This is a genomic window from Sphingomonas sp. BGYR3 (assembly GCF_025153455.1).
Taxonomy (GTDB): Bacteria; Pseudomonadota; Alphaproteobacteria; order Sphingomonadales; family Sphingomonadaceae; genus Sphingomonas.
On record NZ_JANZNT010000001.1, the window covers coordinates 2369982 to 2381501 of the forward strand.

Annotated in this window: 9 protein-coding genes; 3 read left to right on the forward strand and 6 right to left on the reverse strand. The window is 65.3% G+C overall.

The window, feature by feature from the left end; genetic code table 11:
- Positions 1-2 precede the first annotated feature (2 nt).
- Both NYR55_RS11215 and NYR55_RS11220 read left to right on the forward strand, forming a co-directional pair.
- Positions 3-2885 (forward strand): TIM-barrel domain-containing protein, encoded by a 2883-nt coding sequence (locus tag NYR55_RS11215; protein WP_260021392.1) that lies wholly within the window; start codon positions 3-5, stop codon positions 2883-2885.
- The gene (locus tag NYR55_RS11220; protein WP_260021393.1) at positions 2882-4474 is read left to right on the forward strand and encodes a beta-xylosidase; all 1593 of its coding nucleotides are present in this window, start codon (positions 2882-2884) and stop codon (positions 4472-4474) included. Before NYR55_RS11215 ends, NYR55_RS11220 begins: the two co-directional genes overlap by 4 nt.
- On the opposite strand, the gene NYR55_RS11225 is transcribed toward NYR55_RS11220, so the two are convergent.
- The 6 genes from NYR55_RS11225 to mutM all read right to left on the reverse strand — a co-directional run bounded on the left by NYR55_RS11225 (position 4467) and on the right by mutM (position 10634).
- Positions 4467-5726 carry an adenosylmethionine--8-amino-7-oxononanoate transaminase gene (locus NYR55_RS11225; protein WP_260021394.1) on the reverse strand — a complete coding sequence of 420 codons (1260 nt, stop codon included), beginning with the start codon at positions 5724-5726 and terminating at the stop codon, positions 4467-4469. The two genes, NYR55_RS11220 and NYR55_RS11225, sit on opposite strands and share 8 nt — an antisense overlap.
- Positions 5723-6355 (reverse strand): dethiobiotin synthase, encoded by a 633-nt coding sequence (gene bioD, locus NYR55_RS11230; RefSeq protein ID WP_260021395.1) that lies wholly within the window; start codon positions 6353-6355, stop codon positions 5723-5725. Before bioD ends, NYR55_RS11225 begins: the two co-directional genes overlap by 4 nt.
- Entirely contained in the window at positions 6352-7467 is a 1116-nt protein-coding gene (locus NYR55_RS11235) for an 8-amino-7-oxononanoate synthase (RefSeq protein WP_260021396.1), read from the reverse strand. The genes bioD and NYR55_RS11235 overlap by 4 nt, the downstream gene beginning before the upstream one ends.
- 77 nt (positions 7468-7544) lie before the next feature.
- Positions 7545-8972, reverse strand: coding sequence for a chromosomal replication initiator protein DnaA (gene dnaA / locus NYR55_RS11240; protein ID WP_260021647.1), 1428 nt, complete (start codon positions 8970-8972; stop codon positions 7545-7547).
- Between the two features lie 451 nt (positions 8973-9423).
- Positions 9424-9687, reverse strand: coding sequence for a 30S ribosomal protein S20 (gene rpsT, locus NYR55_RS11245; protein ID WP_260021397.1), 264 nt, complete (start codon positions 9685-9687; stop codon positions 9424-9426).
- Between the two features lie 131 nt (positions 9688-9818).
- The gene (gene mutM / locus NYR55_RS11250; protein ID WP_260021398.1) at positions 9819-10634 is read right to left on the reverse strand and encodes a bifunctional DNA-formamidopyrimidine glycosylase/DNA-(apurinic or apyrimidinic site) lyase; all 816 of its coding nucleotides are present in this window, start codon (positions 10632-10634) and stop codon (positions 9819-9821) included.
- Between the two features lie 146 nt (positions 10635-10780).
- Here mutM and NYR55_RS11255 point away from each other — a divergent pair, with 146 nt between their 5' ends.
- Positions 10781-11518 carry a class I SAM-dependent methyltransferase gene (locus tag NYR55_RS11255; protein WP_260021399.1) on the forward strand — a complete coding sequence of 246 codons (738 nt, stop codon included), beginning with the start codon at positions 10781-10783 and terminating at the stop codon, positions 11516-11518.
- Positions 11519-11520 lie beyond the last annotated feature (2 nt).

An 11520-nucleotide genomic window follows, 5' to 3' on the forward strand; every position in this document is an offset into this window, starting at 1 on the left:
CCATGCGCGCATTGAACAGGGTTGGGGCGGCACTTGCGCTGCTGATGGCTGGCGTTTCGGCGGTGCCGGCATGGGCGGCCGAGGTGGAAAAGGTGCCGGGTGGCGTGGTCGTCACGCCCGATCGCGGTCCGGCCAAAAAGGTGCGCGTGCTGGTCTATGGCGCGGATCGTTTCCGCGTCTCAGCAACGCCGACGACGGAGTTCAACCGCCCCGACAGCATCATGGTCGTCGCAAAGCCCGACGGCGCCTTTACGGTCAGCGAGGCGCGCGGCACCGTGACGGTCAAGGCCGAACGGGGCAGCGCGACGATCCGGTTGTCCGACGGGCAGGTCAGCTTTGCCAATGCGGCCGGCAAGACCATCCTGACCGAGGCGGCGCGCGGCGCATTCCAGCCGGTGACGGTCGAGGGCGAACAATTCGTGGCGGTGAACCAGCAGTTCAATCGCGGCACGGACGAGGGCTTTTTTGGCCTGGGCCAGCACCAGAACCGGCAGATGAATTACAATGGCGAGGATGTTGAGCTGGCCCAGCACAACATGTCGATCGCCATCCCCTTTGTCGTGTCGACCAACAATTACGGCGTCCTGTGGGACAATGAAAGCATCACCCGTTTTGGCGATCCCGTGCCCTATGCCCATGTCGGGTCCCGGGACGATGCGGGCCTGACCGTCACCAGCGGCGGAAAGCCGGGGTGGAAGGCCGAATATTTCCTGGACGACAAGCCCGTGGTCGCGCGTCAGGAATCCACGATCAACTATGAATATATCCGCGACCAGAAGAACTGGCCTGAAGCGGCCAAGGCGCAGACGGTTGCGGCGACGACCGGACAGAACACGGCGGGCAATGCGGTGCAGCAGCAGCGCGTGGTGTGGACCGGCACGCTGAATGCCAAGGCCAGCGGCACGCACAAGTTCAAGCTCTACAGCTCGCATTACGTCAAGGTGTTCGCAGACGGCAAGGAAGTGCTGTCGCGCTGGCGCCAGAACTGGAACCCCTGGTACCATAATTTCGAACTGCCGATGACGGCGGGCAAGACGGTCGATCTGCGGATCGAATGGTCGCCCAATGCCGGATATATCGCGCTGTATCACAACGATCCGATGCCCGCGCAGGACCGCAAGTCGCTGTGGCTGTCGTCGGAACTGGCCAAGACCCTCGATTACTATGTCGTCACCGGCGACAATCTGGATCAGGTGGTTGCGGGCTATCGCTCGCTGACCGGCCAGGCGTCGATGATGCCGAAATGGGCCTATGGCTTCTGGCAGTCGCGCCAGCGGTACAACACGCAGGACGAATTGCTGGGCGTGGTGCGCGAATATCGCAAGCGCGAATTCCCGATCGACAACATCGTGCAGGACTGGTTCTACTGGCCCGAAAACGCATGGGGCAGCCACGAATTCGACAAGGCGCGCTTCCCCGATCCCAAGGGGATGGTGGACGAGGTGCACGCGCTGAACGCGCGCATCATGATCTCGGTCTGGCCGAAATTCTATCCGACCACCGACAATGCCAAGGAACTGGATGCCAAGGGCTGGCTGTATCGCCGTCCGCTGGAGGCTGGACAGCTCGACTGGGTGGGCAAGGGGTATCCCAACACCTTCTACAACCCCTACACCAAGGGCGCGCGCGAACTGTACTACAAGCAGATCGAGGACAAGCTGGTCGGGCTTGGTTTCGATGCGTGGTGGATGGATGCCACCGAACCGGATTGGCATTCCAACCTGTCGGTCGAGGAACGCAAGTTCCAGATGAGCCATCGCGACAGCGGCGTCGGCGCGGCCCGGTTCAACAGCTATCCGTTGATCCACGCCGACGGCATGGCTGATGGCCTTCGCGGCAGCCACCCGGATCAGCGGCCCTTCATCCTGACGCGGTCGGGCTATGCAGGGGTGCAGCGTGCATCAAGCGCGCTGTGGTCGGGCGATGTCGCCGCGCGCTGGGACGATCTGCGCGATCAGATTTCGGCGGGCGTCAACCTGTCCATGGCGGGTGTGCCCAACTGGACCCATGACATTGGCGGCTTTGCGGTCGAGGATCGCTATACCAAACAGGATCCGGCGCACGTCGCCGAATGGCGCGAGTTGAACCTGCGCTGGTTCCAGTTCGGCACGTTCAGCCCGCTGTTCCGCAGCCATGGCGAATTTCCGCTGCGCGAGGTCTATTCCCTCGCCGGGGATGATCAGGCGGCATATCAGTCGATGCTGGATTATACCCGCCTGCGTTATCGCCTGTTGCCCTATATCTACACGCTGGCGGCGGACACGCACTTCAAGTCCGGGACGATCATGCGCGGCCTGGCGATGGATTTCCCCGCCGACCGCAAGGGCTGGGACGTGGACGACCAATATCTGTTCGGTCCCGCGTTCCTGGTCGCGCCGGTCACCGAATTCAAGGCGACGAACCGCACCGTCTGGTTGCCCGCCGGCGCCGACTGGTACGATTTTGCAACCGGCCGGCATTTCAAGGGCGGACAGACGATTACCGCCGATGCCCCGCGTGAGCGGATGCCGCTGTTCGTCCGTGCGGGCTCCATCGTGCCGACCGGCCCGGCGGTCCAGTACACGTCGGAACAGCCGGACGGGCCGCTGGTCCTGCACGTCTTTGCCGGGGCCGATGCCAGTTTCGACCTGTACGAAGATGACGGCACGTCGATGGGCTTTGATCGCGGCGAGTTCGCCCGCACGCCGATCCGCTGGGATGACAAGGCGGGGACGCTGACCATCGGTGCGCGTCAGGGCAGCTATCCCGGCATGGCGGGCAAGCGCGGAATTTCCGTCCGCGTCTATCGGCCGGGCGGGACGATTGCGCCCAGCTTCGAGGCGGGATCGGTGCAGGTCGTCTATGATGGCAAGGCGGTGACTTTGGGGCCGGATCGTCTGAAATGACCTGGCGCTGGAGCCGCCGGCGGATGTTGTCGGCGCTGGGCGCGCTGATCGGCTCGGCTGCGGCTCCGGTGGTGCGGGCTGCATCCGCCGTCACGGGCGGCACGCGGGCGATCGACCTTGACCTGCGCCGCGCGGGCAAGCCGATGGACCGGTTTTTCGATTACATGGTCGGATCGGATTATCCCGGCACGCTGATCCGCGACGACAGCATGGCGCAGCTCAAGACCGCAGTCGAGGAACTGGGGTTCCGGACCATCCGCTTTCACGCCCTGTTCCACGATGTCCTGAAAACGGTGCAGGTCCGGGACGGGCGGATCGTTTACGACTGGTCGGGGATCGACCGGCTGTACGACGGCCTGATTGCGCGGAACATCCGGCCCTTTGTCGAACTGGGTTTCACGCCGGAGGCGATGAAGACATCGGATCAGCAGATCTTCTGGTGGAAGGGGAATACCAGCCATCCTCAGGATGGGCCATGGGCCGCGCTGGTCGATGCGTTCGTTCGGCACTGCCGCGAACGGTACGGCGTGGCAGAGGTTCGCCGCTGGCATTTCGAATTCTGGAACGAACCCAATCTGGACGGCTTTTTCGAGCGCGCGGATCAGGCCGCCTATTTCCGCCTCTATGCCCTGACCGCGCGGACCATCAAGGCGATCGACCCTGCGCTGCCGGTTGGCGGGCCAGCCACGGCGGGCGCTGCCTGGGTGCCGGAATTCCTTGCCTATTGCCACGCCAACACGGTGCCGGTCGATTTCGTGACGACGCACACCTATGGCGTGGACGGCGGATTTCTGGACGAAGAGGGCAAGCAGGATACCAAGCTGTCCCCATCGCCGGATGCCGTCATCGGCGATATCCGCAAGGTGCGGGCAGAGATCGAGGCATCGGCCTATCCCGGCCTGCCGCTGTATTTCACCGAATGGTCGACCAGCTACACGCCGCGCGACTTCGTCCACGACAGCTATGTCAGCGGGGCCTATGTCCTCACCAAGCTGAAACAGGCCGAGGGACTGCTTCAGGGCATGAGCTACTGGGCCTATACCGACCTGTTCGAAGAGCCGGGTCCGCCGCCCACGCCCTTTCATGGCGGCTTTGGCTTGATGAACCGCGAATCCATCCGAAAGCCGGTCTGGTTCGCCTATAAATATCTGAACGCCGTGCGCGGGCGCGTGCTGCCCAGCACGGACGATCAGATCTGGGCAGCGACCGAGAATGGCCGGGTCGCCGCACTGGTCTGGGCTTTTCGCCAGCCGGATCAGGCGCTCAGCAACAAGCCGTTTTTCAGCCGGATCGTTCAGGCATTGCCCGACCGGACGGTCGTGCTGCGCGTCGCCGGGATGCGACCGGGCCGATATCGGATGCGGCTGCACCGAACCGGCTTTCGCGCCAATGACGCCTTTTCGGCCTATATCGACCTTGGCCTGCCGGACAGCCTGTCGGCGGATCAGATCGCGCGGATGCGGGCGCTGACCGCCGACACGCCGGAGCGGCAGGCGATGGTCACCATCGGCATGGACGGCACATGGATGGGCAGCATCCCGATGCGCAGCAACGACATGGTGCTGGCGGTGCTGGACCCGGTCAGCTGACCCCTGCGGCCTGATCCACGCACACCGCGTCGATCCCCTGCCAGATCGCGGCAAGATCAGCATCGTCGATGCAATAGGGCGGCATGACATAGAGGGTGTTGCCAAGCGGCCGGATCAGCAGGTTGCGGGCGCGGAATGCGGCCAGCAGGCGCGGGGCGATATCCGCCAGATAACCATCGCCGCTCTGGCCGAATTCGAACGCAGCAATGGTGCCGATGCTGCGCGCATTGTGCGCCCATGGCCGTGCGGCAATCCGGTCCAGCCAGTCCCGTTGCCGCCGCCCAAGATCGGCCACACGGTCCAGCACCGGTTCGTCGCGCCAGACGGCCAGATTGGCGGCTGCGGCGGCGCAGGCGATGGGATTGGCGGTGTAGCTGGATGAATGAAAGAACATCCGCCCCCGGTCGGTCGACAGATGCGCCGCGTAAATCCGTTCGCTCGCCATGGTGACGGCCAGCGGCACGGCCCCGCCGGTCAGCCCCTTGGACAGGCACAGAATGTCCGGCACCACGCCCGCCTGTTCACAGGCCAGCAGCGTGCCGGTGCGGCCCCAGGCGGTCATCACCTCGTCCGCGATGAACAGCACGTCGTGCGCTGCGCAGATACGTGCCATTTCGGCGAGAATGGCGGGCGGATAGGTCAGCATCCCCCCCGCACCCAGCAGCAGCGGTTCGACGATCAATGCAGCGGGACGTTCGCGGCACGCCGCCGTCAGCGCATCCAGCGTCGCCTGCTCGCGTCCCGCGGCCGGAAAGGGCAGGGTGCCGACATCGAACAGCAACGGTTGATAGGCGCGGTTGAACACGCCGCGCGCGCCCACCGACATGGCCCCGATGGTATCGCCATGATAGCTGTGTTCCAGCACCAGGATGCGGTCGCGCGGCTGGCCGATGTTCAACCAGTATCCCAGCGCCATTTTCAGCGCGACCTCGACCGCCGTCGATCCGCTGTCCGAAAAGAAGGTGCGGGTCAGGCTGTCCGGCATCATTGCGTGCAGGCCCGTCGCCACCGCCTCGGCATGGGGATGCGTCCACCCGGCAAAGATGATCTGGTCCATCTGTCCCGCCGCCTCGGCAATGGCGGCCATGATGCGGGGATGGCTGTGACCATGGGTGGTGACCCACCAGCTGGAAATGCCGTCGACGATGCGGCGGCCATCGCGCGTGTACAATGCCGCACCCTCGGTCCGCACGATTTCGGGGATCGGCTCGTTCAGGCCATGCTGGGTAAAGGGGTGCCAGATATGGCTCATGCAAAATCGTCCAGCCGGAAATGCTGCGCAAATGCTGCGGTAAGCGTCTGGGGTGTCAGCGGGTCCAGCCGGGGCAGGCGGCCAAGCCGGCGGACGCCGCCGATTGCCGCAATGGTTGCCTCGCTATCCTCGTTCGCATCGCCGTTGAACGCCACGCCCAGGATGGGGATGCCCCGCGCCCGCAGCGCCTCGATGCTCAGCAGGCTGTGGTTGATCGTGCCCAGCGACGTGCGGGCGACCAGCACCACCGGCGCGGCCCACCGCGCGAACAGGTCGGCATAGAGCAGATCGCGCGTGACGGGGACCAGCACGCCGCCCGCACCCTCCACCACCAGCGGGCGCTGATGACGGGGCAGGGTCAGCCGGTCGGGGTCGATCACCACGCCGTCCAGCTCCGCGGCGCGATGCGGCGACAATGGCTCGGTCAGGCGATAGGCTTCGGGCAGGATGCGTTCGCGCGCCAGACCGGACAGGCGATGGACGGTATCGGCATCGCAGCCATCAGCGATGCCGGACTGCACCGGTTTCCAGTACAGGCCGCTCAGCGCGCCGGCCAGGGCGGCGGCAAAGATCGTCTTGCCCGCATCGGTATCGGTGCCGGTGACGATGATGGTCGGACCCGTGCTCATGCCATTGCCTCGTTCAGCGCGCCTGTCAGCGCATCGATATCGGTCATCGTGACGTTCAGCGTCAGGGACAGGCGCAGCCGGGCGGTTCCGGCGGGCACCGTTGGCGGACGGATGCCGCGCACGTCGAACCCGGCCGCCTGGATCTGCGCCGCAACGGCCATGGCGCGGGCGTCTTCGCCTAGGATCACCGGCACGATCTGGCTGCCCGTCGGCGCGATGCCCAGCCGGGCCAATTCGGCGCCCGCAGCGGCGATCAACCCGTGCAGGGCGGCCCGCCGCTCCGGCTCGTCCGACAGGATGCGAAGCGATTCGCGCACCAGCGCGGCGATCAACGGCGACGGCGCGGTCGAATAGATGAAGCCGCGCCCGCGATTGACGATGAAATCGCGCATCACGCGGGGCAGCGTGACCAGCGCCCCTTCGACGCCCATCGCCTTGCCACAGGTGTGGATGGCGATGCGGCGCGGGCCGGGCAGCGACAGCCCCTGGCCCCGGTCGCCAAACACGCCGGTGGCGTGCGCCTCGTCCACGATCAGCACCGCATCCTCGGCTTCGGCCAGCGCGGTCAGCTCGGCCAGCGGCGCGCGGTCGCCATCCATGCTGTACAGGCTCTCCACCGCGATCCAGGGCGTGCCCATCCCCCCGCTGCGCCGCCAGTCGCGGATGGCGTCGGTAAATCCCTGCACGTCATTGTGCGGCACGCCGCGGGCAGGCGCGCGGGCCAGCCGCATCCCCTCATGCGCGCTGGCATGGATCAGGGCATCGTGCAGGATCAGGTCGCCGCGCTGCGGCAGCGTCGACAGGATCGTCGCATTGGCCGCAAATCCGCTGGAAAAGAACAGCGCGGCCTCCGATCCGAAAAACGTGGCGGCTTCTGTCTCCAGCAGCTCATGCTCCGCATCGTTGCCCCGCAACAGGCGGGATCCGCCGGACCCCGTTGGCACGCCCCGCGCCAGCGCCGCCTGTGCCGCAGTGGCAAGGCGGGGGGAACGGGCAAGCGCCAGATAATCGTTGGACGAAAAATCGATGCCGGTGCGCGGCGAAAGCGACCGCAGCCGGTCGCGTGCCGCCAGGCCGGCCAGGTCAGACCTCAATGCGTCAATCGCTTGCATGGCCCGCTGTTAGGATCGCTGCGCCATCAAGGGAAGCGGGCTGCGCCAGAGACCCGGGCTATGCCCGGCCGGGGGGATCAACCCTCCAGCTGGCGCATCAGCACGGTGACGGCCGAATCGATTTCCTGATCCACCGCGCGCAGTTCCTCGATCCGGCGGACGGCATGGATGACGGTCGAATGATCGCGATTGCCGAACTTGCGACCGATTTCCGGCAGGGACCGGGTGGTCAGCCGCTTGGCCAGATACATGGCGATCTGTCGCGGCCGGGCGATCGAAACCGCCCGCCGGGCAGAGATCAGGTCGATCTGCCGGACATGGTAATGCGCCGACACCGCCCGCTGAATCTCGTCGATCGTGATGCGGCGCTGCGCCCCCTTCAGCACCTCGCCAAGCGTGGCGACGGCAAAATCCATCGTCACCGACTGCCCGGTCAGCTGGGCATAGGCGACCAGCCGGTTGAGCGCGCCTTCCATTTCCCGCACCGAATGGCACAGCCGCTGGGACAACAGGTCCAATACCTCTGCCGGGATCGCGGCACCGGGCATGTCCGCCAGCTTCGCCTTCAGGATCGCCTGACGCAGCGACAATTCGGGCGGGCGGATGTCGGCGACCAGACCTGACCCCAGCCGCGTCATCAGCCGCGTCTCGATGCCGTCCAGCTGCTGCGGCGGGCGATCGGCGGCAACGACCAGCCGCTTGCCCGCGCCCATGAACTCGTTGACGGTGTGAAAGAATTCTTCCTGCGTCGATTCCTTGCCGGCAATGAATTGCAGGTCGTCGATCATCAACAGGTCGACGCCGCGCAGCCGCGCCTTGAACGCAAAGGTATCGCGGGCACGCACCGCCTGCACGAATTCGTACATGAAGCGTTCGGCCGGCATGTAGATCGCGGTCGCATCCGGCTGGGCACCCAGAAAGGCGTGGCCGATGGCGTGCATCAGATGGGTCTTGCCCAGCCCGGTCGCGCTGTGCAGGTAAAGCGGGCTGAACCGCGGACGACCCGGTTCGGCCAGCGCCTTTGCCGCATTGGTTGCCACGCGGTTCGAATCGTCGGCCAGGAACCGGTCAAAGGTCAGGCGCGAATCGAACGGCTGGGTGTCACGCGGCTGCATTGCCGCAGGCTCGGCCCGCGGCGCTGCCGGCACGGGCGCCGGCTGGTCGTTGGCGATGGTCCGCACCGGGGCCTGTACAGGCTTTTCGGGCGCCTCGACCGGACGCAGGTCGACATTGGCGGGCAGGGTTTCGATCGACACCTTGCGAATCGACGGCAGGATCGCCCGGAACTCGTAAAAGATGCGGTCCGCATAGTGATTGCGCACCCAGCTGGCCATGAAGGCAGAGGGCAGGCCAAGGCGGACATGACGATCGCCGTCGCCGGGCATCACCTGGATGGGCTTCAGCCACTGGTCGAACAGACGGGCCCCGGCCGACGCCCGCAGATTATCGCGGACCCGGTTCCATGCGGCAGTAACTGCTCCATTCGGTTCGATGGCTTCGTTCACTTCCTGTCCCGCAAGGCCTGCCACGCGCACAACCTTTCCCTTGGCGCGGACAGGATCGCCCGCGCGCTACATGCCAACAGTCAACACTTCCCCCCAGCCGGAACATGCCCCCCGACTGTACAGAATGCAGCTACGCTTGAACCCGACCTCGTCCGCGGCCGGGACCGTCGTTTTAGGAAGGGTTTCTTGAGTCGATCAAGTCCGCTTTCGTAAAGAAAGTGAAATAATGACCATTGACTCGACTTTGCCGCAGTTTTGCGTGAGACGCCGGGTTTTCTGCGGTTTTTCAGGTGGTTAACAATTGCTTGCGGGCTTTCCCCGTTCGAATCGTATGATTCGGAATGGGGTATTTCCCTGCCATCCTGGGTCATTTCCATATGACAAAAGCCCCCGCCGCAGATGCAGCAGAGGCTTTGGTCTCAGATCGTGCAGGCGATGCCTGCCGACAGGATCAGGCGAGGGCGGAAACCGCCTTGGTCAGGCGCGAGAACTTCCGCGATGCGGTGTTCTTGTGCAGCACGCCGCGTGCCACGCCGCGCGCCAGTTCCGGCTGAACCGCCGTCAGCGCCTCGGCAGCGGCGGTCTTGTCGCCAGCAGCCAGGGCCAGTTCGACCTTCTTCACGAAGGTGCGGATGCGGCTGACGCGCGCACCGTTGATTTCCGCGCGGCGCTGGTTGCGCCGGATACGCTTCTTTGCCTGAGGCGTATTCGCCATGCCGTCCTCGAATCCTTAAAATCGTCAAGAAAAGGGCCGGCACACAAAGGGCGCCTGTCCCCGGAAGGACGCGCCCTTACGCGCTCCGGCTCGCCCGGTCAACTGTTCAGCGGCATCGAAGCGACGGCCAATCATCGCTGGCAGGCGCGGCACCAGAAGGTGGACCGGCCGGAATCGACCATGCGCTCGACCGTGCCGCCGCACCGGCATGGCTCGCCTTCGCGGCCGTAAACCAGCCATTGCTTGGAGAAATAGCCCAGTTGTCCGTCGGGCCGCGCATAATCGCGCAACGTCGATCCCCCGGCCAGGATGGCGGAGGACAGGACGTCGCGAATCGCCGTCACCAGCGAATCGAGCCGTTTGCGCGAAATCGTGCCGGCGGCCCGGCGCGGGTGGATGCCGGCCATGAACAGCGCCTCGCACACATAGATGTTGCCAAGGCCCGCGACGATTCGCTGATCCAGCAACAACGCCTTGACCGGCGCGGACCGGTCGTTGAACCGGTCGGCCAGATAGGCCGCGGTCAATTCCGGTCCCAGCGGTTCCGGCCCCATCGCGGCAAAGGCGGGATAGGTGGCAAGCCCCGATGCCCCGGCCAACAGGTCGACAAAGCCGAATCGGCGCGGATCGTTGAGCGCCAGCCGCCGCCCAGCCTCTGTTTCGATCACCAGATGATCGTGGGTCAGCACATCGGTGGGATCGACCCGCCAGCGCCCCGACATGCCCAGATGGAACAGCAGAACATCGTCGCGATCGGTGCTGATCAGGCCATATTTGGCCCGCCGTCCCAGCGTGGTCACTGTCGCGCCGGTCAACCGCTGACGCAGATCCGGTGGAAAGGGAAAGCGAAGGTCCGGCCGCCGCGTCTCGATCCGCGCGATCCGCTGGCCCTCCAGTACGGGCGCAAGGCCGCGAACGGTAGTTTCGACTTCGGGCAGTTCTGGCATCAGGATCGGCTCTCGGGTCCGGCACGCGAAACGGCGCCGCCTGCCCGGTAGCTAGGCAGTGTTTGCGGTGCGCTCAACCCTTGGCTAGAGGCGGTGGAGACGCGGTGCCTGTCCCTCGACTTCGCTCGGGACGAACGGAGTTGGCTATGACGAACGAACGCTCGGTGTCCTTTGGCTATGAACAGGTGGCGCCAGAGGAAAAGACCCGCCGGGTGGGCGGCGTGTTTTCCAGCGTCGCGGCCCGATACGATGTGATGAACGATGCCATGTCCGGCGGCCTGCACCGGTTGTGGAAGGATTCGTTCGTGCGAAAGGTCAATCCGCGCGCCGGGGAATCGATCCTCGACATGGCGGGCGGCACCGGCGACATCGCGTTCCGCCTGGCCCGGTCGGGCGCATCGGTGACGGTGGCCGACATCAATCCCGACATGCTGGCCGTCGGCATGGAACGCGCGTCGAAACGGCGCATCGACGGCCTTGTCTGGCAGGAACAGAATGCCGAGACGCTGAGTTTCGGCGACCGTGCCTTCGATGCCTATACCATCGCCTTCGGCATCCGGAACGTGACCGATATCCCGGCGGCCCTGCGTGAGGCGCACCGGGTGCTGAAACGCGGCGGGCGGTTTTTCTGCCTTGAGTTTTCGACGACGCAATGGCCCGGCTTTGCCGATGTCTACGATGCCTATTCGCATCATCTGGTCCCGCGGCTTGGCAAGCTGCTGGCCAATGATTCGGACAGCTATCGCTATCTGGTCGAATCGATCCGCCGGTTCCCGCCGATGCCCGCGTTCAAGGCGATGATCGAAGAGGCGGGCTTTGCCCAGGTGCGGGTGGAACCGATCCTGGGCGGACTGGTGGCGATCCATAGCGGGTGGAAGCTTTGATG

Coding starts and splice junctions, on each gene's coding strand:
- NYR55_RS11215 (WP_260021392.1), top strand. CDS start 3: ATGCGCGCATTGAACAGGGTTGGGGCGGCACTTGCGCTGCTGATGGCT.
- NYR55_RS11220 (WP_260021393.1), top strand. CDS start 2,882: ATGACCTGGCGCTGGAGCCGCCGGCGGATGTTGTCGGCGCTGGGCGCG.
- NYR55_RS11225 (WP_260021394.1), bottom strand. CDS start 5,726: ATGAGCCATATCTGGCACCCCTTTACCCAGCATGGCCTGAACGAGCCG.
- bioD (WP_260021395.1), bottom strand. CDS start 6,355: ATGAGCACGGGTCCGACCATCATCGTCACCGGCACCGATACCGATGCG.
- NYR55_RS11235 (WP_260021396.1), bottom strand. CDS start 7,467: ATGCAAGCGATTGACGCATTGAGGTCTGACCTGGCCGGCCTGGCGGCA.
- rpsT (WP_260021397.1), bottom strand. CDS start 9,687: ATGGCGAATACGCCTCAGGCAAAGAAGCGTATCCGGCGCAACCAGCGC.
- mutM (WP_260021398.1), bottom strand. CDS start 10,634: ATGCCAGAACTGCCCGAAGTCGAAACTACCGTTCGCGGCCTTGCGCCC.
- NYR55_RS11255 (WP_260021399.1), top strand. CDS start 10,781: ATGACGAACGAACGCTCGGTGTCCTTTGGCTATGAACAGGTGGCGCCA.